Source organism: Pantoea allii (assembly GCF_046529425.1).
Taxonomy (GTDB): domain Bacteria; phylum Pseudomonadota; class Gammaproteobacteria; order Enterobacterales; family Enterobacteriaceae; genus Pantoea; species Pantoea allii.
On the sequence record NZ_CP125958.1, the window covers coordinates 2,281,570 to 2,301,953 of the forward strand.

Here is a 20,384-nt window from a genome sequence, read left to right on the forward strand (position 1 = left end):
CGTCCGTCCCAGCCTGTACCTACTGCAGCTCTCTTTAAACGCTCTTGTAATCTCCCCCGTCACCGTCCTGATAAACGTGCAAGGATTCACCCAATAAACGCCCTGGCTTTCAACGTCATCCTAAGCCGCTCTGCGCTTTCGTTTTAAGCCGTATGGCCCACCAGGTTCCTGTCACAGCAGCAAAGATGATTGCGGTTGCAGGTAAGCCGATGAATAAAAGTGCTGCGTTCGCAGACATTTGATCTTCACCCTTTACCGGGCCATTAATGAAGCGGGCAAGTGATGGGAATACAATAATAAAGAGACCCGCGCCAACCGCCAGGCCAGCCAATGACGCCAGACATATTTGCAAAGAACGCTTCATATAATCTTCCAGAACCAGATTTCACGGGAGTTGAAGAAATCGCTGAGCACACCTTCCCAGTGTAGTCCCCACTGAATTCGGAGATAGCTTGATCTTGATGTCACTCGCTCGCCATTCCACAGGTCGATATGGTCTCCTGACCGGTTAGCAAAGCTCTCGCTTCCTCTGCGCCAGTAATCTTTAAAAAAAATGATGCCGGTCTGTCCGCGCAGCGTCTGTTCGAAGTTTTCAGGGTTTACTTTCACCGCACTGAAAACACCCGGAATTGCCGTTTTCTTAAGGGCGTTGGCCAGTTCTTCAGCCCTTAGCACATGACCAGCCTCCTTAGGATGATACCAGCACTGTGCTACTTTCAGGCGGCTTACATCGTATCCGCAGCGGGTTAATGCAGTGCCAATACGGATTGCGCACTGGTCATCAAAGGCTTTATGTCCATCGGGTTTGCGGCATGGATTGGCATCGCCTTTTACCTCAGGGTGTGCCTCCCAGAGCTGGGAAAATTTAATGGTCACTTGAAAATCCCTTATCAGTTCGAACCAGAAAAGATATTACCGGGAAGTTGGCTTTAATTACTACTCATACTGTCACGTTATAAAACCCGTCATCGACAGAAAAAAAGTCCCGTAAAAAAGAGCTGGGCAGAATGTGGTGACTGACTTTTTACGGCGTCGATGACTTTAGATATCAGCATGGGTAACACATCGGCTTCGTAAATTTCTTTGAAGGTGGCAACGATTTCACGGATGGTCATGCTTTTGGCATAGAGGGATACGATCCGGCTGTCCAGGTGCGTTACGCACCTTTGATGCGTCTTAATCAACTGCGGTTCGAAGGTGTTTTCACGGTCACGAGGCGTATTCAACTCCATCTCGCCGTCATCACACAACAAGGTAGTTTTGATTTAGCCAGTTCAGCCACAGGGGGTTATGTTTTTTGTTAATAAATTGCCTGTATGGGCAGGGGGAGTGAACACACTAAAACAGGCAATTACACAATATTAATTACAGTCTCCGCAGCTGCCGTGCAGCCGTTCGAAAGCCTGGTGTGTTATCTGCCTTCACCATAATAATCTCCGTCAACGGTCTCTCCTCACGTTTGGTTTCTATGTCTTTAACAAATTCATTACAATACATAAGCAATACTTTATGTTTCATTTTGTGATCAGGACTTGTGCTTTACCGGTAACACTCTAAGGTAAGAGGTGAGTGTCAAATACACGCAATGAGCAGGGGGTTATTTATGGCTAAACGAAGTCTGATTAAAATCTTTGAAATATCAGCAATTGTTATCTTCGCTTTGGTGGTGATCTACTTATTGGTCACGGGCGTTCTCTCTTCCACCGGCATTGATCACGCCTGGCCTTATCCGCACAAGTAAGCACCTGCAACACCAGGGAAACACCAATAAAAATTACAAATTAACGCGTTTATAAGATCATCAACACCGGTATTCACCTGTGAATGCTGACAACGCTTCCACGATTATCTGACCTGCTATTGTGACAGCCACCTTCATAACCTTATTGCGCCCTGAATATGTAGCGTACGTTTAAGGCCTTCGCTGTATTGGTTACGTCACTATCTCTGACTGGCATTCTGTTAATCCATCGGCACATAATAGGTATTCATAAAAACGGTGTTACGGCGGGTAAAGAAAATCGACATCAAACAGCTCATCTATCTCTGCAATCTCGAACGCGAGCGCCATTTTGGTCGTGCCGCCGAAGCCAGCTTTGTCAGCCAGCCTACCTTATCGATGCGGTTAAAAAACCTGGAGCGTGAGCTGGGTCTGTCGCTGATCAACCGCAGCAACAATTTTGCGGGTTTTACGCCGGAAGGCGACAGGGTACTGGCCTGGGCGCGGGAAATCGTTTCGGTTTATCAGGGACTTAAGCTGGAAGTCGAGTCGTTAAAACACGGGGTGAACGGTACGCTTCGTCTTGGTGTTGTCCCGCAGTGCAGCGTTTCGCTGGCGCAATTGTTAAAAGCGGTGCAGGCGCGCTATCCACAGCTGGATTATCGTATTGCCGTATTAAGCGCCGATCAACTGCTGGAAGCGCTGAACAGCCACACGGTCGATGTCGGCATTGGCTTTTTTGAAATGGCGACGTTGCGGGAACTGCATTTTCAGGCATCCCTGCTGCCGGATAGTGGCGTGGAAGCCGTTTTTCATCCCGACCATTTTCAGCACTTATGCGCGCATGAAACGCTTGACCTGCCAACGCTGGCACAGCAGCCGCTGTGTCTGGCGGAGCCAACCCGCTATTTTCGCCGCTATCTGGATATGACGTTTCGCGACGTCGCGCTGGTGCCGCGCGTGGTGGTCGAAAGCGCGTCCATCATGCAGCTGTTACAGTGCACCCAGGTCGGTCTTGGCGTGCTGATCTCACCACGAGGACATTTACTGCCCGCCTCATTACATGGACTGGAAAAACGGACCATTGCAATGCCTAAAATGGCGCGCCAGGCGGCGCTGGTCGTCGCCGAACCTGGCCGGGCGACGCCGCTGGCGCAACATTTTTACGATGAAGCGCGCAGTCATCTCGATAGCTAGCGGGCTTCACCGCAGGCATAAAATAAACGGCTGTTCCAGTTGGCCAGCGCGATGGACTGAATCACGCTGAACCGCGCGGCATGTGACCAGCCTGCGTCAGCCAGCGGCTGAAGATCGCGCGCGTTAAAGCGCTCCGGCTGGCGGGTCAACTGCGCGGCCAGGGTCATAATGACTTGCTGTTCACCCGGCAACTGCGCCGCATCCACTTCATCCAGCAGATTTTTAGCGTCTGCAGCCTGCTGACAGAGCCAGCGGCTGCCCAGAATCCTTGCCGCAGTGGCCTCTACAGATGAGGTCAGCGTATTTTCAAGCTGATGACGCAGGGCAAACCAGCTCTGCAATAACCCGGCAGCGTGCGCCAGCAGCCAGACCGCATCCTGAAGTGCGGGCGAGCCCTGGCACTGCGTGACCGCAGCATGTTGCTCCTCACTGGCATAACGCGGCTCCAGCGGCGTCAGGACCGGCTGCCACTGCCAGGGCTGATCAAACGTCGCTGCCTCGGCATCCGGGGCAGGTGACATCCCCGGCATCCAGCGTACCGGCAATTCCAGCAGAGCATGAATACCGGCAATGACACGCGCCTGATAGCAGACAAAGCCCACTAAATGGTTAAGGGTGACGATATCGGCTTCACTCAGCCCAGCCGCATGTAGCGCACGAACACTTTCAGCCGTGATTAGCGCAGGCTGCATCGCCAGCAAGCGTGCATATTGCGTAATTTGTGTCAGGCGATTGTTGCTTTCACGGGAGGAATCTGGACCCGGCAGGGGGTTCAGTCGGGCGGAATAGTGATTACACAGGCGCTGAATGCCTGTCACCTGGGCGACGGTCAGCGCGGTACTTAACCGATCATACAGCGTGAGCGTATGCGTCAGCGTGGTATTCACCTGGTCAGGAAACAGCTGGAGAACGACGTTGTGGGCGATCTGTATCGCGGGCTGGTCTGTCTGGAGTAAAGGCTGAATAACGGAGGCTTCCTGTGCTAACCCCAGTAAAAACCGGTCATCGATATGGGCGGCTTCAGGAAAAAGTGGGGCAGCCTGTACGGTCCGCGGGCGGGTCTGACTTTCGTAAAACCAGTGATCCTGGCCGGGATAGCGGCGTTGTTGCATCATCCGTCCTTTTGCAAAATCTGATGCGGCGCAGGCGGTGATTTAGTCGCAGGCCGCAGGGCTGACTTATCGTCGCCCACGGGTAGGTCAGGGCAAAAGACCAATCGGTGATAAATAATAGCGATAAGGAATAACGAGGCAATCGGGCGTGTACAGCACAGGGCGAGCAAGGCTCGCCCGTGAGGAAACTTATTTCAGTTCCAGTTCGTTCATGGCGGCGATGCTGAAGCCACCGTCAACGTGAACGATTTCACCGGTGATACCACCCGCCAGATCGGAACACAGGAAGGCAGCGGAGTTACCCACGTCTTCGATAGTTACCGTACGGCGAATAGGGGTTACCGCTTCACAATGGGCCAGCATCTTACGGAAATCTTTGATGCCTGACGCTGCCAGCGTACGAATCGGACCCGCAGAAACGGCATTAACACGCACGCCTTCTGGACCCATCGCGTTAGCCATGTAACGCACGTTAGCTTCCAGAGACGCTTTTGCCAGGCCCATAACGTTGTAGTTAGGGATAGCGCGTTCTGCACCCAGGTAAGACAGGGTCAGCAGAGCAGCGTTCGGGTTCAGCATGGCACGACACTCTTTAGCCATTGCAACAAAGCTGTATGCGCTGATGTCGTGCGCGATTTTGAAACCTTCGCGGGTTACGGCATTAACGTAATCGCCATCCAACTGGTCGCCAGGCGCGAAACCGATGGAGTGCACGAAACCGTCAAATTTTGGCCAGGTCTTTGCCAGCTCAGTGAACAGGGATTGGATGCTTTCATCTTCTGCAACATCACAGGGCAGCACGATGTCGGAACCCAAATCTTTGGCAAACTCTTCCACACGACCTTTCAGTTTGTCGTTTTGGTAGGTGAAAGCCAGTTCTGCGCCCTGTTTGCGCATCGCCTGTGCAATACCGTAGGCGATGGAAAGTTTACTGGCAACACCAGTAATCAGAATGCGCTTACCGGAAAGAAAACCCATAGCTGTAATCCTTATGGTCATGGTAGTTGGCGGTCGTGTTGTTTAAATAATAGACGACCGACGTTAATCGACGTGCGGATTCTAGCACGTCTGCTTGAAATCAGGAAAAACGCGCAGCGTTTTCCACTATATGCCGCAAAATCAACGCTCCCGCCGCCAGGCTTCAGCCGTTAAGGCCTCACCAAAATGGCTGTTGATCAGACGTTTTGTCATCTCATGCAGTGGCGACGCAAGCACGTCTGCCGTGCCGCCGCGCTCCACCACTTCGCCGTGATGCATGACCAGCACTTTATCGCTGATATGCTTCATCATACCAAGATGCTGGGTCACATAAATGTAAGCGATACCGTGCTTTTCTTGTAGCTCCAGCATCAGATTGACCAGTTGTGAACGCATGGTCATATCCAGCGAGGCAAGGGCCTCATCGGCCACAATCACTTTGGGTTGCAGGATTAACGCACGGGCCAGGCCAAGACGCTGCTTTTGGCCCGGTGCCAACATATGCGGATAATAACCGGCGTGATCGCGCAGCAATCCCACCTGGCGCAGGGTGGTAATAATGCGCTTTTCCCGCGCCTCAGCATCCAGATCGGTATTCAGGCGCAGCGGCAGGTCCAGAATCTGGCTCACGCGCTGGCGTGGATTCAATGAGGTTGATGGGTCCTGGAAGATCATACGAATGCGCTGGCTGCGATAGCCATAATCGCCAAAGCTCAGCGGGTGATCGTCGATAATAATCTGACCGTCGCTGGGGGCAACGGTGCCGCTGAGCATTTTTGCCAGCGTGGATTTGCCTGAACCGTTTTCGCCAATAATCGCCAGGGTCTGCTTTTCACGCAGCGTAAAGCTGACGGATTTCACCGCCTCAACATGCTGACGACGAAACAGGCCGGTGCGGTAACGAAAGGTTTTGCTGAGATTGCGGACTTCCAGCAACGTTTCCATCTTATTGGCCCTCAACGTTGAGCGGGAAGTGGCAGGCATACAGGTGCGATCGCGTGCCGGTGAGCCGTGGCGCTTCTACACATTTGCGTTGTGCGTAGGGGCAGCGCGGCCCCAGACGGCAACCGATAGGCAGGCTTTCCAGCGATGGAATCGCGCCGGATAAGGTATTGAGACGGCTCTTATGCGGAAGCGGACGACCAAAGTCAGGCATGGCACGAATCAACGCCTGCGTGTAAGGATGATGCGGTGTGCTCATCAGGTCTTCGCTTTGCGCCGTTTCTACGGTCTGACCGCAGTACATCACGTTAATGCGGTTTGCCCACTGGCTCATCGTTCGCAGGTCATGGCTAATCAGCAAAATGGTGGTGTTATTGTTCTGGTTAAGCCGGCTCAGCAGGCGAAATATCTGCGCCTGTGTGGTCGGCTCCATCGCGTTAGTCGGCTCGTCAGCAATCAGCAGGCGGGGTTGATTCGCCAGGGCGATGGCGATCATCACTTTTTGGCATTCGCCCTCGGTTAACTCGTAAGGAAAACTGCGCATAATGTCGGTGTGATCTTTAATGCCCACCCGGTGCAGCAACTCAATAGCCCGGCTTTTACGCCAGAACCAAAAGCGCTTCATCCACGCGCCTTTATAGGTCCAGCGCGGAATCGCCTGCATCAGTTGACGTCCGACACTTTCCGACGGATCGAGACAGGATTGCGGCTCCTGAAAAATCATCGAAACGTTATGACCCACGATGCGACGTCGCTCGCGCGGGGACAGGCGCAGCAGATCGACGTCATCAAATACCATACGGTCTGCGGTAACACGCCAGTTATCGTTGGTCACGCCACAGATGGCTTTGGCGACCAGACTTTTGCCCGAACCGGACTCACCGACCAGACCGCGGATTTCCCCTTCACTGAGCGACAGGTTAATGCGGTCGACCGCTTTAACCGGGCCATCAGCGGTCATGAACTCAATCGTCAGATTACGAATATCCAGTAACGGCATTATTCTACTCCCGCCTCAACGGCCCGACGAATGCCATCACCGAGCAGGTTAACGACTAATACGCTGACCATCAGGGCGGCACCGGGCAGCATTACCGTCCAGGGAGCCACATAAACCAGTTCCAGTGAATCACCCAGCATCGCCCCCCATTCCGGCGAGGGCAACTGGGCACCAAGGTCAAGAAAACCCAGAGCGGCAATATCAAGAATAGCCATGGAGAGCGCGCGCGTAATCTCACTGATCAACATCGGTAACACATTAGGCAAAATCGCGTGCCACATAATATTGATGCTGGTCGCGCCGTCGAGACGGGCCGCCACCACATACTCTTTTTCCAGTTCGTCGTGGACGGCGCTGTAAATTTCGCGCACCAGCCGTGGCATCAGCGCCAGCCACACCGCCAGCAGCGCATGTTCAAGACGAGGGCCGAGAAAGGCCACCACAATGATGGCCAGCAGCAGGGAAGGTATCGACAGTAACGTGTCCAGCACGTGGTTCAGCACCGCAGAGCGCACGCCGTGCGTCATACCCGCCACAATGCCCAGCACCAGCGCCCAAAAGGTGGCAAACAGCGTCACCAGAATGGCAGAACCTACCGTCGGGGCAACGCCATTGAGTAAGCGGCTCAGTAAATCACGCCCCAGGTCGTCAGTGCCGAGAAAAAATGAGACTTCACCGTAGCGCGACCAGGAGGGCGGCAGCAGCTGATAACCCAGAAATTGCTGGTCGATGGGATAGGGTGCCAGGAAATGCCCAAACAGGCAGAGCAGCAGCAGTGCGCCAAAGCCGTACAGGCCAATCATCGCCGGCATATCGCCATAAAAATGGTGCCAGCTTTGACGAAACGCGCTGGGCAGGCGCTTTTCGGCGTAGATGTTATCGTACGGCATACCATTCCTTATGTTTCAGCGGATTCAGCGCCGCACCGACAATGTCAGAGAGGACGTTCACCACGATCACTACGCCACCGGTCACCATCACACCGGCGGATATTGCCGCATAGTCCTGCTGGCGAATCGCGTTAATCAGCCAGCGCCCCAATCCGGGCCAGTTAAACACCATTTCCGTAATCATCGCCAGGGTTAACATGCTGGAAAACTGTAAGCCAAGACGCGGAATCACAGGGGGAAGCGCGTTGTGTAATACGTGGCGGCGAATCACGGTAAAGCGGGATAATCCGCGGGTGGCGGCCGCCTTCACATAGTTCTTATCGACGACGTCGCTGGTGCTGATGCGCAACAAACGCACGATCTCGGTGGTGGGGGCCATCGCCAGAACGGTAACCGGTAAAATCAGATGCATCAGTACGCTAATCATCATCTCATGTCGCCATGGCGAGTGACTGAGCCAGGCATCAATCAACGCAAATCCGGTAATGTTTTGAACAGGATACAGCAGGTCATAGCGCCCGGATACGGGCAACCAGCCCAGCGTCAGTGAGAAGAACAGGGTAAACAGCAGCGCGAGCCAGAACACCGGAATAGAAAATCCCAGCAGGGCCAGCGCGCTGATCACCTTATCCTGCCATTTATGCCGCATGGCACCGGCACAAATTCCCAACGGAATGCCGACGATCAGAGCCAGGGTGAACGCCATCAGGCACAGCTCCATCGTAGCGGGGAAGACTTCGCGCAGCTGTACGCCAATCTCCTGACCATTGGTGCTGGACACGCCAAAATCCAGCTGCAGCATGCCTTTAAACCAGAACCACCAGGCGTCAAACAGCGATGCGCCTTCCAGCGGTGCATTCGGCGTGAAATAGCTCAGGCTGAAACTCACCAGGGAAAGAAAAAACAGGGTAATGACCAGCAACACCAGGCGACGCAGAATATAGATGATCACTTAACGATCCTCTCGCTCATCACGATAAACGCCGGCAAACGAAGCGTTACCAAACGGACTTAATACCAGACCTTTAATATCATGCCGATAGGCTTGCAGGCGCAGGGATGAAGCCAGCGGCAGCACGGGCAGCTCGCGCGCCAGAATCTGCTGCGCCTTATCGTAGTTATCAATGCGGCCAGACAACTGCTGTGACAGCAAGGCATTTTTTAACGTGTCGTCAAACGCGGGCGAACACCAGTGAGCATAGTTGGTCTGGGAACTGATGGCCGCACAACTCAGCAGCGGGCGAAAGAAGCTGTCAGGATCGTTACTGTCGGTTGCCCAGCCTGCCAGCGTCAGATCGTGGTTCATCGCCATCAGCTGTGCCTCCTGAAAACGGCCTTCAACCGGGACGATAGTGACGCGCACGCCAATTTGCGCAAGATCGGCCTGAATAAGTTCGGCCGTTTTAAGCGGTGCTGGGTTCCAGGACTGCGAGGCGGAAGGCACAACCAGACGCAGATGAAGATCTTTTACTCCCGCTGCCCCAAGCGCTTCTCTGGCTTTTTTGGGATCGAAACCCGTAATGCTGGCATCGGTATCATAAGCCCAGGACGCGCGAGGTAAAATCGAGGCGGCCGTCTCAGCGGTGCCGTAGTAGATGGATTCCATCAGACGCTCATTATTAATCGCCAGCGCCAGCGCGTGACGAACGTCCGGCTGGTCGAGCGGCGGCTTGCGGGTGTTAAATGCCAGATAAGCGATGTTCATGCCGGGGCGCAGGGTCATGCGCAGCCGGGGATCGTCGCGCAGAATCGAGATTTGGCTGGCGGCGGGATAGGCGAGAACGTCGCATTCGCCCGTGAGCAACTTCGATAACCGTCCTGTTCCCCCGGCACCAAGATCGATAACCACCTGCTGCAGGCGCGGCACGCCTTTCCAGTAATGCGGGTTCCGCGCCAGACGAATATATTGCCCGCTGCGGTATTCACTCAGCTGGAACGGGCCTGTTCCCACCGGTAGCCGGTCCAGCTCTTCCTGATGGCCCACTTTATCCAGACTGTCGGCGTACTCTTTCGACAGAACGGGCGCGTAATGTGTCGCCAGATGCCAGAGAAACGAGGCGTCCGGGCTGTTAAGGCGGAACTCGACGGTGTCGTTATCGATTTTTTTAATGCTCTGAACCGAATCGGCAAACTGCAGGCTGTCGAAATAGGGGTAATAGCCGCCGTTAACATTATGCCAGGGATGTTTGCGATCAAACATGCGGGCAAAGCTGAAAACGACGTCATCAGCATTCATCGCGCGCGTGGGTGCAAAGTTTGAGGTGTGCTGAAACTGTACCCCGTGGCGCAGGTGAAAACGGTAGGTCGCGCCGTTATCACGCACTTCCCAACTGGCGGCCAGATCGGACTGCAAACGGTAGGTGTAAGGATCGACATCCAACAGGCGGTCATATAACTGGGCAGCCAGCGTATCCACCGTTAAGCCACTGCTGGCCATCTGCGGATTAAACGTGTTCAGCGTGCCATTAACGCAATAGACGAATCCGCTTTGACGAATATCTCCAGCCGGTGTTGGCGCAGACCAGACAGGCGCGCTTAACACGCTGAGACTCAGTAACAGCGAAGGAATTAGTTTTAACATAGAACTCAACGATTCTCAGGCATTAGGCAGAGTGTATCGCAAAGCGGGCGCGGCCCCAAATACGCATCGTCGATTGCCGGTTTTTCGCGCACCTGAGCGTAGAAAGAAGCGGCTAATGCTTCCTGGCCCGATTCCGATGGGGTTGTACCCAGGCGGGTTAGGACAGGTTGGCGGCGTGAAAGACATCACCGTCGTCACCTTGTTAAATTCAATGCAAAGTGAAGCGCGACCAGCCCGTTGCAGCAGGGTAAAGGCGACGGGGGCGCGCTAATAAAGGCGCAGCATTGGTGTGGAAATGAGAAAAATTCTCAACAACCCCTTTACAGATGCGAACAGGAATGATTATTATTCAGTTGCGCTTCGACGGTGGCTCTACCGAAGAAGAGCACGACATTGCTCACATTGCTTCCAGTTGCCCGCTTCGGCGGGCCCTTTTTTCCCGCACCCATCCTTTTGACTCCACCCGCCCGGTCTCAGCCGTACAATGATCATTGTTTACCACAGCAACAACTCAGCGTTTATCTGCAATTTAATCCGGTCGATCGTCCGTTATGCCTGGACGTCCCGCGCCTGGATACCGTGCTTTTTCATGATGGCTCTGAGCTGGTGGTAGGTGACGCCAAGTAAGCTGGCAGCGCGGCGTTGATTATATTTCGCCTGTTGCAGACTGATTTCCACCACATCGCGCTCCTGCTGGTTTTGCCACTGGCGCAGGTCGAGCGGCAGAGACGGCAGGGCAGTGGGAGCATCTGGCGTGCTGGCAGGAAGCGGAGCTTCTTCAGGGGCCGTACGACGCGCAAACGGGTTGATGATAATCTCATCCAGCGGTTCATCGCTGGTGTTGTGGCGGTACACCGACCGCTCAACGACGTTTTTAAGTTCACGCACATTACCCGGCCAGTGATGATCAAGTAAGGTGTTTTGCGCCTGCTGTGTAAAGCCTGGAAACAGGGGCAGCCCCAGTTCACGGCACATCTGGATAGCGAAATGATCGGCCATGACCAAAATATCGCTACGGCGCTCGCGTAACGGCGGCAGTTGAACGACATCAAACGCCAGGCGGTCCAGCAAGTCTGCGCGAAACTGCCCTGCGGCCGCGAGCGCCGGTAAGTCTTCATTGGTGGCGCAGATCAGGCGCACATTAACCTGAAAGACGTGGTTGCCGCCGACGCGCTCCAGCTGACCATATTCAATGACCCTCAGGAGTTTTTCCTGTACCAGCATTGGTGCGGTAGCCAGCTCATCAAGAAACAGCGTGCCGCCGTCTGCACGCTCAAAACGGCCCAGATGACGCTTTTGCGCACCGGTAAATGCCCCGGCTTCGTGGCCAAAAAGCTCAGAATCCAGCAAGTTTTCATTCAGCGCAGCACAGTTGAGTGAGATGAAAGGGCCCTGCCAGCGGTCTGAAAGATAGTGCAGACGGCTGGCGATCAGCTCTTTACCTGTACCGCGTTCGCCCACCACCAACACGGGTTTTTCCAGCGGAGCGAGTTTCGACACCTGTTCCAGTACTTCCAGAAAGTTGTTCGATTCCCCTAGCAGGTTGTCGTTATTAACGGACATGATGAATTTCGCCACGGATTAATCAATTTAACTATCTTAGAACAGTTTAAAAAAACTGCAAAGCCACCAATGCAAATAAAATCAATAAGATAAAAGTTGGCACGCATCTTGAATCAGGTATCACCAGCAAGATGAAACCATGACAAATAAGAGGAACATCATTATGGGTATTTTTTCTCGTTTCACTGACATCGTTAATGCCAACATTAATTCACTGCTTGAGCGTGCAGAAGATCCGCAGAAGCTGGTGCGCCTGATGATTCAGGAAATGGAAGACACGCTGGTTGAAGTCCGTTCCACCTCTGCCCGCGCCCTGGCTGAAAAGAAACAGCTGTCACGCCGCATCGAACAGGCCGAGATTCAGCAGGTGGAATGGCAGGACAAAGCCGAACTGGCCCTGCGTAAAGATAAAGAGGATCTGGCCCGTTCAGCGTTAATCGAAAAACAGAAACTGACCGATCTGATTGCCTCGCTGAAGCAGGAAGTTGCGCAGGTAGAAGAGACGCTGGCGCGTATGAAAGGTGAAATCACCGAGCTGGAGAAAAAGCTGAGCGAAACCCGTGCACGTCAGCAGGCCCTTACGCTGCGTCACCAGGCTGCGTCTTCTTCACGTGATGTGCGTCGCCAACTGGACAGCGGTAAAATTGATGAGGCGATGGCGCGCTTCGAATCATTTGAACGTCGCATCGACCACATGGAAGCGGAAGCAGAGAGCCACGGTTTTGGTAAACCTAAAACGCTGGATCAGCAGTTCACCGACCTGAAAGCGGATGATGAAATCAGTCAACAACTCAACGCGCTGAAAGCCAAAATGAACCGCAGCGAATAATAAGCCGCTTTCTGCTGGAAAAGATTAAGGAGAGTCAATGAGCGCACTATTTTTAGCCATACCTTTAACAATATTTGTGCTGTTTGTGGCACCTGTCTGGCTATGGCTACATTACAGCAACAAGCGCAACGGCGGGGCAGATCTGTCGCAAAGCCAGATGCAGCGCCTGCAACAGGTGACCAAAGATGCACAGCGCATGCGGGATCGTATTGATGCACTTGAAGCCATCCTTGATGCTGAACATCCTAACTGGAGGCAACCATGATGAAAGGCCGCACGCTATGGCGCAAGCCTGACGAAGGGAAACTGATGGGGGTTTGTGCCGGTTTAGCCGAATACCTTGATGTGCCGGTGCGACTGCTTCGTGTCATTGTCGTATTGTCGCTGTTCTTTGGTCTGTTCGTGTTTACAGTGATTGCCTATTTCGTGTTGGGGTTTGTCCTGGACGTCAAACCGGCAGGTGCAGACAACGGGGAACATCAACCCAGCCCCGGCGAATTGCTGGACCAACTGGAAACTGCACTGCAGCAGGACGAACGTAATGTCCGGGACATCGAACGTTACGTCACCTCTGAAACCTTTAGCGTGCGCAGTCGTTTCCGTCAGATTTAACCGTTGTCCTGCGGCGGGCCAGACTGGCCCTCTGCGGACCGTCAGGAGGAAGTGATGACTGTTTCACGCACTGCGGCTTTTCGTCATCGTGCAACGCCTGCATTGAAGTCAGCCGCCAAATTTATCATTATCAATGCGGTAACCTATGGTCCTGCTGGCGTGACTGGCTGGGCCGTAAAATCGGTGGCGCGCCGTCCACTTCGTCTTCTGTTAGGACTGGCGCTTGAGCCGCTGCTGAAACGCGTGATGAGCCGGGTTGCATCACGCTTCATCAAGGAGAAAGATGAAAAGACTGCAAACTGAGTTGCTGGCATTGATGAACCGCGGCGTCGATCGACACCTTCGTCTGGCGGTGACGGGACTGAGCCGCAGTGGTAAAACGGCCTTCATTACCTCGCTGGTTAACCAGCTCCTTTCTGTACACAGCGGCGCACGACTGCCGCTGTTTTCTGTGGTGCGCGATGAGCGCCTGTTGGGCGTGAAACGTGTGCCGCAACGGGATATGGGCATCGCCCGTTTCACCTATGATGAAGGGCTGGCGCAGCTGTACAGTACGCCGCCCGCCTGGCCCACGCCCACGCGAGGCGTCAGTGAAATGCGGCTGGCACTCCGTTACCGTCCCAATGATTCATTGCTCCGCCATCTCAAAGATACCGCCACGCTCTATCTTGAAATTGTTGACTACCCAGGTGAGTGGCTGCTCGATCTGCCTATGCTGGCACAGGATTACCTCACCTGGTCGCGGCAGATGAACGGCTTAATGCAGGGCGATCGCGCAGACTGGGCCGCACCCTGGCGCGAACATTGTCAAAAACTCGATCCGCTTGCCCCCGCCGATGAAAACCGCCTGGCCGGGATCGCCGCAGCCTGGACTGATTACCTGCATCGGTGTAAAGCGGAAGGGCTGCACTTTATTCAGCCGGGGCGTTTTGTGCTGCCCGGCGAGATGGCGGGCGCGCCAGCGCTGCAGTTTTTTCCGTGGCCGACAGCTGATGAAGCCCAGGCTGCTAAGCTGGCGCAGGCGGACAAAGGCAGTAACTTTGCCATGCTGCAGCAGCGATTTAATTACTACTGCCAGCACGTGGTGAAAGGGTTCTATAAAAATCATTTTCTGCGCTTTGACCGCCAGATCGTACTGGTGGATTGTCTGCAGCCGCTCAACAGCGGGCCGCAGGCGTTTAACGATATGCGCCTGGCGCTAACCCAGTTGATGCAGAGCTTTCATTACGGACAGCGAACGCTGTTTCGGCGGCTGTTTTCACCCGTGATTGATAAGCTGTTATTTGCCGCCACGAAAGCCGATCACATCACCAGCGATCAGCATGGCAATATGGTCTCGCTGTTGCAGCAGCTGGTGCAGGATGCCTGGCAAAACGCGGCGTTCGAAGGCATCAGTATGGACTGCATCGGCCTGGCCTCGGTTCAGGCCACGCAAAGCGGGCTGGTCGATCATCGTGGCGAAAAAATTCCGGCACTACGAGGTCATCGCCTGCAGGACGGCGAGGCATTAACCGTTTATCCGGGTGAAGTTCCGCCGCGGCTGCCAGGCAGCTCGTTCTGGCAGCAGCAAGGCTTTCAGTTTGAGCAGTTTCGCCCGCAGCAGCTGGATATCGATCGTCCCGTACCGCATATCCGCATGGATGCGGCACTGGAATTTTTACTGGGAGATAAATTGCGATGAGCGATTCGTTGAAACCGCGCATTGATTTTGCCCGGCCTCTGGACGATAAGCCCGACGCGGTGTTGCGTCCGGCTCAGACGTTTGAAGCCGATTCACAGGCCGCCTTTTTAGCCGTGCAGGATAACGAGGCGGCGGTTGAAGAAGAAAGTGCAGGCGAGCGGGCGGTCGAGGCGGCCTTAAAACCCAAACGCAGCCTGTGGCGTAAAATGGTGGGCGCTGGCCTGGCGCTGTTTGGCGTCAGCGTGGTGGCGCAGGGCGTGCAATGGAGCCACAATGCCTGGCTGGCTCACGACTGGTTTGCGCTGGGCAGCGGCATGGCGGGCGGGCTGATTGTGCTTGCTGGCGTGGGCGCGCTGACCAGCGAGTGGCGTCGTTTGTATCAGCTCCGTCAGCGGGCCGAAGAGCGCGATCTGGGCCGGGAACTGCTCAACAGTCACGGCATTGGGAAAGGACGTGCCTTTTGTGAAAAGCTGGCGCGCCAGGCCGAACTCGATCAGGCGCATCCTGCCTTGCAGCGCTGGCATGCTGCGCGCCATGAAACCCACAATGACGGGGAAACGGTCCGGCTTTATGCCCAGATGGTGCAGCCTGTTCTTGACCGCCAGGCGCGGCGGGAAATCAGCCGTCATGCGGCCGAATCCGCGCTGATGATCGCGGTCAGCCCACTGGCACTGGTTGATATGGCGTTTATCGCCTGGCGTAACTTACGACTGGTCAACCGGATTGCCGCCATCTACGGTATTGAGCTTGGGTATTTTAGTCGATTGCGTTTGTTCCGACTGGTGCTGCTGAACATGGCCTTTGCCGGGGCTTCTGAGCTGGTGCGTGAAGTTGGGATGGACTGGATGTCGCAGGACATCGCCGCCAGGCTTTCGACGCGTGCTGCGCAGGGCATCGGCGCGGGATTGCTGACGGCGCGTCTGGGCATTAAAGCGATGGAGTTATGCCGCCCTTTACCCTGGCTCGAAAACGATAAACCGCGCCTGGGTGATTACCGTCGTGAGCTGTTGGGACAGTTAAAAGATGCGCTACAAAAGGGCGGCGAGAAACGCCAGTAAATGAAACAGGATGACGAGCACTGTAGCCAAGGGCGCGGTCATGTCATTCTGCAGTACGTGAAAGAAGGCGCATCAGCCGTATTGTGCCATGCCTGCCGGTGCGTGTTCATTTCTGACCCACTCAGCACGCGTAAGGCCGTCATCCTGGCTGACGCCGTTTACGCGTTTAAAAAAAAACGCGCGTGCGTCACCGCTGTCAACTTTTCCTGACAGCCCTCTTTCTGCGGGCGGGTTATTTAGCGTATTATCGCCAAATATCAAACGGATTAAGGCCTACGCAATGCGTTTAGAAGTGTTTTGTCAGGACCGTATCGGGCTGGCGCGCGAATTGCTCGACCTGCTGGTGGCGCGCAGCATCGATCTTCGCGGCATTGAAGTCGCCGCCTCAGGCCGCATCTATCTTAATTTCTCTACGCTGGAATTCGAACAGTTCAGTAATCTTATGGCGGAAATCCGCCGTACGCCGGGCGTGACTGATGTCCGCACTGTGCCCTATATGCCTTCCGAACGTGAGCACCGGGTTCTGAGCGCCTTACTGGTGGCCATGCCGGAGCCGGTGTTTTCGGTGGACCTGAGAAGTAAGGTTGAGCTGGCGAACCCGGCGGCACAAAACCTGTTTAATCTTGATGAAAACAAGATCCGCAACGTGACGGCCGATCATCTGATCAACGGCTTCAACTTTATGCGCTGGCTGGAAAGCGACCGCGTTCAGGCTCAGGCACAACATGTGGTGATAGAAGGGCGCGATTTCCTGATGGAAGCGCATCCGATCTACTTGTCAGAAGAAAATGACCAGGCAGAACAGCTTGTCGGTGCGATGGTGATGCTGAAGTCCACCGCTCGCATGGGCCGCCAGTTGCAGAGTCTGGTCGTCACCGACGAAACCGAGTTCGATCATATCGTTGCGGTCACGCCCAAAATGCGTCAGGTCGTGGAACAGGCGCGCAAGCTGGCGATGCATGATGCGCCGCTCCTGATCATCGGTGACACCGGTACGGGCAAAGATATGCTGGCGCGGGCCTGCCACTTACGCAGCGCTCGCGGGAAAATGCCTTTTCTGGCACTCAACTGCGCATCTCTGCCGGATGATGTGGCGGAAAGTGAGCTTTTTGGTCACGCGGCGGGCGCCTATCCTAATGCGCTTGAGGGAAAAAAAGGCTTTTTCGAGCAGGCTAACGGCGGGTCGGTACTGCTGGATGAGATTGGTGAGATGTCGCCGACCATGCAGACCAAACTGCTGCGCTTTCTTAACGACGGCACGTTCCGGCGGGTGGGTGAAGAGCACGAAGTTCACGTCAATGTCCGCGTGATTTGCGCGACCCAGAAGAATCTGTTTGAGCTGGTGCAACGTGGCGAATTCAGGGAAGACCTTTTTTACCGGCTCAACGTGCTGACGCTAAACCTGCCGCCCCTGCGCGAGCGGGTTCAGGACATTATGCCGCTAACGGACATGTTTGTGGCGCGCTTCGCCGATGAACAGGGCATCCCACGTCCACGGTTGTCCTCACAGTTGAATGCTTTTCTGATGCGCTATAACTGGCCCGGAAACGTGCGTCAGCTCAAAAACGCGCTGTATCGTGCCTTAACGCAACTGGAAGGCCACGAATTACGGCCTCAGGATATCGTTTTACCTGAACAGGCACTGGATGTGTCACTCGGGGAAGAGGCGATGGAAGGGACGCTGGACCAGATCACCAGCCGCTTTGAGCGGTCAATTCTGACGCGTTTATACCTTTCTTATCCCAGCACGCGCAAACTGGCAAAACGCCTGGGCGTTTCCCATACGGCCATTGCCAATAAATTGCGAGAGTACGGTTTAGGGCAAAAACGCGGCGACAGCGAATAAAACAAACGCAGCGGATAAGTCTGGCTTATCCGCTGTGGTCATTATTTCAGCGCAGCGAGTGCGGAGTCATAATCGGGTTCAGTGGTGATTTCATTCACCAACTGACTGTAAAGCACTTTGTCATGCTCATCCAGAACGATCACTGCACGTGCGGTCAGGCCTTGCAGGGCGCCATCGGCAATTTCCACACCAAAATCACGTTTGAATTCACCCCCGCGCAGCGTGGAGAGCGTAACCACATTGTTCAGGTTGTCCGCGCCACAAAAACGCGACTGGGCAAAGGGCAGATCAGCGGAAATACATAACACCACGGTATTACTCAGTTCACCCGCCAGCTGGTTAAACTTACGTACCGAAGAGGCGCACACGCCGGTATCGACGCTGGGAAAAATATTCAGAATCTTGCGTTTTCCTGCATACTCAGAGAGTGAGACGTTAGCCAGGTTTTTAGCCACCAGAGTAAACGATTTAACGCTGTCGCCCGGCTGCGGGAACTGACCTGCAACCGCGACCGGGTTGCCCTGAAAGTGAACAGTCTGAGACATAAGCATTCCTTCTAATGATGTGATCTGACAAAAATAACGCGTCAGTACAGGTATAGCCATTGTTTATGACATAAATTTTAAGGGTTTACGAGAGCATTTGTTGCCTAAAGTTAAATGACAGTGATGAATCACCAACAATAAGGAGAGGTAATGAGAACGGTAAAATGTTATCCCGAAGCATGGCCGCTGCACACGCCGTTTGTCATTGCTCGTGGCACTCGCACCGAAGCTAAAGTCGTCGTCGTGGAAATTGAAGAAGATGGCGTGAAAGGCATTGGTGAGGCCACACCTTACACGCGCTACGGCGAAAGCGAAGCACTGGTGCTGGAGCAAATTGCTACCGTTATGCCACAACTGCAGCAGGGGTTGTCACGAGATGCCTTACAGAACCTGTTGCCGGCAGGCGCGGCAAGAAATGCCATCGACAGTGCGCTCTGGGATCTTGCTGCACGCCAGCAGCATCGGAGTCTGGAGCAGTTAGTTGGCGTCGAACCGACCCGTTCTGTGATCACTGCCCACACGGTGAGCATTGATACACCGGAGGCGATGGCCAGCAGCGCGCAGGCTTTATGGCAACATGGCGCCACCCTGCTCAAAATCAAAATGGATAATAACTTTATTACCGAGCGGCTGATGGCGATTCGTGCCGCCGTACCAGAGGCGACATTACTCATCGATGCTAATGAATCATGGCACGCTGAGGGCCTGGCCGCGCGTTGCCAGCTATTAGCCGATCTTGAGGTTGCTATGCTCGAACAGCCCTTACCGGCAGGGGAAGACGAGGCGCTGGCCAACTTTATTCATCCTCTCCCCATTTGTGCCGACGAGAGCTGTCACACGCGTGAAAGCCTGCCTGCACTGCGTGGGCGCTATGAGATGGTGAATATTAAACTCGATAAAGCGGGCGGACTGACCGAAGCACTAGCCCTGGCGCATGCTGCGCGACAGCAGGGCTTTACGCTCATGGCGGGCTGTATGATCTGCACATCAAGGGCGATTCGCGCCGCACTGCCGCTGGTGCCGCTGGTGCGTTTTGCCGATTTAGACGGTGCAACCTGGCTGGCTGTCGATGCCGAACCGGCCCTTAAGGTGCAGGACGGTGCGTTGATTACGGCTGCCAGCGCAGCAGAGTGAGCATCGTCTCCAGATAGGTTTCAGTGGCTTCATCCACGGAAATGACAGGCATCTCGGCGGTCACGCACGGCAAACTCAGGTCGTGACACCAACTGCCAAAGGAACCCGGCGTGGCGTAGCCCACGCTGCTGACGCGAGGTAAACCGGTCTGTGCCGCCAGCCAGGCGCCGATTTCCGTCTGATCGGGATCATCAATGCAGGCCAGCGGTTCGTGCCAGGAAACCACCCAGGCCGGTTTAAGCTGATGAATCAGCGCACACAGCGCCTGGGTTTCTGGCTCGGATGCCGGATGTGTGCCCGTCGACAGCGTTACGTCCCGTTCGTCTGCTGCGCTATTCCAGCGATAAACCGTATCGCCTGACTGCCAGTTGGCGGCTGGAAAATTGCGGTTCAGATCGACACCTTTCGCATTGGCTCGCAAACCCAGCTGACAGCCGTCAGGATTCATCGCCAGCACCACATGATGGCGACGCTGAGCCTCCGGCAACGTCCGCAGTGCAGCGGAAAGGGCCGCTATTGCCGCGTTTTCATCGCCGTGCGTACCGGCCAGAATCAGGCCACTGTCGCTGTCTGCCTGCACGGCCGGAAACCAGAGCAGCGGGGCGCCCAGAACCGATCGGCCATACTGCTGCCAGGAAATAGCCAGTTTGCCGCGTAGCGGTCGCGGGTGAAGGGATGACATAGTCACTTTCTCCT

Annotated in this window: 22 protein-coding genes and 1 pseudogene; 10 read left to right on the forward strand and 13 right to left on the reverse strand. The window is 54.8% G+C overall.

Going from position 1 to position 20,384, the window contains the following annotated elements; genetic code table 11:
- Positions 1-115: 115 nt before the first annotated feature.
- From QNH99_RS10790 to QNH99_RS10800, 3 genes and pseudogenes are all read right to left on the reverse strand, one after another.
- Entirely contained in the window at positions 116-364 is a 249-nt protein-coding gene (locus tag QNH99_RS10790) for a hypothetical protein (protein WP_082875201.1), read from the reverse strand.
- Positions 361-876, reverse strand: coding sequence for a T6SS effector amidase Tae4 family protein (locus tag QNH99_RS10795; RefSeq protein ID WP_216639865.1), 516 nt, complete (start codon positions 874-876; stop codon positions 361-363). The genes QNH99_RS10790 and QNH99_RS10795 overlap by 4 nt, the downstream gene beginning before the upstream one ends.
- A gap of 140 nt (positions 877-1,016) precedes the next feature.
- Positions 1,017-1,256 (reverse strand): annotated as a pseudogene (locus QNH99_RS10800) (transposase); the annotation flags it as partial.
- Positions 1,257-1,603: 347 nt separating this feature from the next.
- On the opposite strand from QNH99_RS10800, the gene QNH99_RS10805 reads away from it, so the two are divergent.
- Positions 1,604-1,741: a hypothetical protein gene (locus QNH99_RS10805; RefSeq protein ID WP_283355714.1), complete on the forward strand. Its 138-nt coding sequence runs from the start codon at positions 1,604-1,606 to the stop codon at positions 1,739-1,741.
- Positions 1,742-2,020: 279 nt separating this feature from the next.
- Positions 2,021-2,917: a LysR family transcriptional regulator gene (locus QNH99_RS10810; RefSeq protein WP_063881185.1), complete on the forward strand. Its 897-nt coding sequence runs from the start codon at positions 2,021-2,023 to the stop codon at positions 2,915-2,917.
- On the opposite strand, the gene QNH99_RS10815 is transcribed toward QNH99_RS10810, so the two are convergent.
- From QNH99_RS10815 to pspF, 8 genes are all read right to left on the reverse strand, one after another.
- Positions 2,914-4,029: a CMD domain-containing protein gene (locus tag QNH99_RS10815; protein WP_410517669.1), complete on the reverse strand. Its 1,116-nt coding sequence runs from the start codon at positions 4,027-4,029 to the stop codon at positions 2,914-2,916. The genes QNH99_RS10810 and QNH99_RS10815 overlap by 4 nt on opposite strands.
- 189 nt (positions 4,030-4,218) lie before the next feature.
- The gene (gene fabI / locus QNH99_RS10820; RefSeq protein ID WP_063879751.1) at positions 4,219-5,007 is read right to left on the reverse strand and encodes an enoyl-ACP reductase FabI; all 789 of its coding nucleotides are present in this window, start codon (positions 5,005-5,007) and stop codon (positions 4,219-4,221) included.
- 141 nt (positions 5,008-5,148) lie between these two features.
- Entirely contained in the window at positions 5,149-5,952 is an 804-nt protein-coding gene (gene sapF / locus QNH99_RS10825) for a putrescine export ABC transporter ATP-binding protein SapF (RefSeq protein WP_063879750.1), read from the reverse strand.
- A 1-nt stretch (position 5,953) separates the two neighbouring features.
- A complete protein-coding gene (gene sapD, locus QNH99_RS10830; RefSeq protein ID WP_063879749.1) occupies positions 5,954-6,949 on the reverse strand; it encodes a putrescine export ABC transporter ATP-binding protein SapD in 996 nt (331 codons plus the stop codon).
- Positions 6,949-7,839: a putrescine export ABC transporter permease SapC gene (gene sapC, locus QNH99_RS10835; RefSeq protein WP_063879748.1), complete on the reverse strand. Its 891-nt coding sequence runs from the start codon at positions 7,837-7,839 to the stop codon at positions 6,949-6,951. Before sapC ends, sapD begins: the two co-directional genes overlap by 1 nt.
- Entirely contained in the window at positions 7,826-8,791 is a 966-nt protein-coding gene (sapB, locus tag QNH99_RS10840; RefSeq protein WP_145393169.1) for a putrescine export ABC transporter permease SapB, read from the reverse strand. The genes sapC and sapB overlap by 14 nt, the downstream gene beginning before the upstream one ends.
- Positions 8,792-10,420 (reverse strand): ABC transporter substrate-binding protein SapA, encoded by a 1,629-nt coding sequence (gene sapA, locus QNH99_RS10845; RefSeq protein WP_410516640.1) that lies wholly within the window; start codon positions 10,418-10,420, stop codon positions 8,792-8,794.
- Positions 10,421-10,969: 549 nt separating this feature from the next.
- Positions 10,970-11,983: a phage shock protein operon transcriptional activator gene (pspF, locus tag QNH99_RS10850; RefSeq protein ID WP_410516641.1), complete on the reverse strand. Its 1,014-nt coding sequence runs from the start codon at positions 11,981-11,983 to the stop codon at positions 10,970-10,972.
- A gap of 163 nt (positions 11,984-12,146) precedes the next feature.
- Here pspF and pspA point away from each other — a divergent pair, with 163 nt between their 5' ends.
- The 7 genes from pspA to tyrR all read left to right on the forward strand — a co-directional run bounded on the left by pspA (position 12,147) and on the right by tyrR (position 18,009).
- Entirely contained in the window at positions 12,147-12,812 is a 666-nt protein-coding gene (pspA, locus tag QNH99_RS10855; protein WP_063879744.1) for a phage shock protein PspA, read from the forward strand.
- A 37-nt stretch (positions 12,813-12,849) separates the two neighbouring features.
- Positions 12,850-13,077, forward strand: coding sequence for an envelope stress response membrane protein PspB (gene pspB, locus QNH99_RS10860; RefSeq protein ID WP_063879743.1), 228 nt, complete (start codon positions 12,850-12,852; stop codon positions 13,075-13,077).
- Entirely contained in the window at positions 13,074-13,424 is a 351-nt protein-coding gene (gene pspC, locus QNH99_RS10865; RefSeq protein WP_063879742.1) for an envelope stress response membrane protein PspC, read from the forward strand. Before pspB ends, pspC begins: the two co-directional genes overlap by 4 nt.
- Before the next feature lie 54 nt (positions 13,425-13,478).
- Positions 13,479-13,727, forward strand: a complete 249-nt coding sequence (gene pspD, locus QNH99_RS10870; RefSeq protein WP_063879741.1) for a phage shock protein PspD — start codon at positions 13,479-13,481, stop codon at positions 13,725-13,727.
- On the forward strand, positions 13,708-15,105 hold the full coding sequence (locus QNH99_RS10875; protein ID WP_410516642.1) for a YcjX family protein: 1,398 nt from the start codon (positions 13,708-13,710) through the stop codon (positions 15,103-15,105). Before pspD ends, QNH99_RS10875 begins: the two co-directional genes overlap by 20 nt.
- Entirely contained in the window at positions 15,102-16,163 is a 1,062-nt protein-coding gene (locus QNH99_RS10880; RefSeq protein WP_410516643.1) for a TIGR01620 family protein, read from the forward strand. The genes QNH99_RS10875 and QNH99_RS10880 overlap by 4 nt, the downstream gene beginning before the upstream one ends.
- Positions 16,164-16,443: 280 nt before the next feature.
- Positions 16,444-18,009: a transcriptional regulator TyrR gene (gene tyrR / locus QNH99_RS10885; RefSeq protein ID WP_063879738.1), complete on the forward strand. Its 1,566-nt coding sequence runs from the start codon at positions 16,444-16,446 to the stop codon at positions 18,007-18,009.
- 41 nt (positions 18,010-18,050) lie between these two features.
- On the opposite strand, the gene tpx is transcribed toward tyrR, so the two are convergent.
- A complete protein-coding gene (tpx, locus tag QNH99_RS10890) occupies positions 18,051-18,554 on the reverse strand; it encodes a thiol peroxidase (protein WP_063879737.1) in 504 nt (167 codons plus the stop codon).
- Positions 18,555-18,704: 150 nt separating this feature from the next.
- Here tpx and ycjG point away from each other — a divergent pair, with 150 nt between their 5' ends.
- Positions 18,705-19,688 carry an L-Ala-D/L-Glu epimerase gene (ycjG, locus tag QNH99_RS10895; protein ID WP_145393173.1) on the forward strand — a complete coding sequence of 328 codons (984 nt, stop codon included), beginning with the start codon at positions 18,705-18,707 and terminating at the stop codon, positions 19,686-19,688.
- Here the strand turns inward: ycjG and mpaA are convergent.
- Positions 19,663-20,370, reverse strand: coding sequence for a murein tripeptide amidase MpaA (gene mpaA / locus QNH99_RS10900; protein ID WP_063879735.1), 708 nt, complete (start codon positions 20,368-20,370; stop codon positions 19,663-19,665). The genes ycjG and mpaA overlap by 26 nt on opposite strands.
- Positions 20,371-20,384 lie beyond the last annotated feature (14 nt).

What these genes read in the sequence shown, in the direction of transcription:
- QNH99_RS10790 (WP_082875201.1), bottom strand. Translation starts at nt 364, where the DNA reads ATGAAGCGTTCTTTGCAAATATGTCTGGCGTCATTGGCTGGCCTGGCG.
- QNH99_RS10805 (WP_283355714.1), top strand. Translation starts at nt 1,604, where the DNA reads ATGGCTAAACGAAGTCTGATTAAAATCTTTGAAATATCAGCAATTGTT.
- QNH99_RS10815 (WP_410517669.1), bottom strand. Translation starts at nt 4,029, where the DNA reads ATGCAACAACGCCGCTATCCCGGCCAGGATCACTGGTTTTACGAAAGT.
- fabI (WP_063879751.1), bottom strand. Translation starts at nt 5,007, where the DNA reads ATGGGTTTTCTTTCCGGTAAGCGCATTCTGATTACTGGTGTTGCCAGT.
- sapF (WP_063879750.1), bottom strand. Translation starts at nt 5,952, where the DNA reads ATGGAAACGTTGCTGGAAGTCCGCAATCTCAGCAAAACCTTTCGTTAC.
- sapD (WP_063879749.1), bottom strand. Translation starts at nt 6,949, where the DNA reads ATGCCGTTACTGGATATTCGTAATCTGACGATTGAGTTCATGACCGCT.
- sapC (WP_063879748.1), bottom strand. Translation starts at nt 7,839, where the DNA reads ATGCCGTACGATAACATCTACGCCGAAAAGCGCCTGCCCAGCGCGTTT.
- sapA (WP_410516640.1), bottom strand. Translation starts at nt 10,420, where the DNA reads ATGTTAAAACTAATTCCTTCGCTGTTACTGAGTCTCAGCGTGTTAAGC.
- pspF (WP_410516641.1), bottom strand. Translation starts at nt 11,983, where the DNA reads ATGTCCGTTAATAACGACAACCTGCTAGGGGAATCGAACAACTTTCTG.
- pspA (WP_063879744.1), top strand. Translation starts at nt 12,147, where the DNA reads ATGGGTATTTTTTCTCGTTTCACTGACATCGTTAATGCCAACATTAAT.
- pspB (WP_063879743.1), top strand. Translation starts at nt 12,850, where the DNA reads ATGAGCGCACTATTTTTAGCCATACCTTTAACAATATTTGTGCTGTTT.
- pspC (WP_063879742.1), top strand. Translation starts at nt 13,074, where the DNA reads ATGATGAAAGGCCGCACGCTATGGCGCAAGCCTGACGAAGGGAAACTG.
- pspD (WP_063879741.1), top strand. Translation starts at nt 13,479, where the DNA reads ATGACTGTTTCACGCACTGCGGCTTTTCGTCATCGTGCAACGCCTGCA.
- QNH99_RS10875 (WP_410516642.1), top strand. Translation starts at nt 13,708, where the DNA reads ATGAAAAGACTGCAAACTGAGTTGCTGGCATTGATGAACCGCGGCGTC.
- QNH99_RS10880 (WP_410516643.1), top strand. Translation starts at nt 15,102, where the DNA reads ATGAGCGATTCGTTGAAACCGCGCATTGATTTTGCCCGGCCTCTGGAC.
- tyrR (WP_063879738.1), top strand. Translation starts at nt 16,444, where the DNA reads ATGCGTTTAGAAGTGTTTTGTCAGGACCGTATCGGGCTGGCGCGCGAA.
- tpx (WP_063879737.1), bottom strand. Translation starts at nt 18,554, where the DNA reads ATGTCTCAGACTGTTCACTTTCAGGGCAACCCGGTCGCGGTTGCAGGT.
- ycjG (WP_145393173.1), top strand. Translation starts at nt 18,705, where the DNA reads ATGAGAACGGTAAAATGTTATCCCGAAGCATGGCCGCTGCACACGCCG.
- mpaA (WP_063879735.1), bottom strand. Translation starts at nt 20,370, where the DNA reads ATGTCATCCCTTCACCCGCGACCGCTACGCGGCAAACTGGCTATTTCC.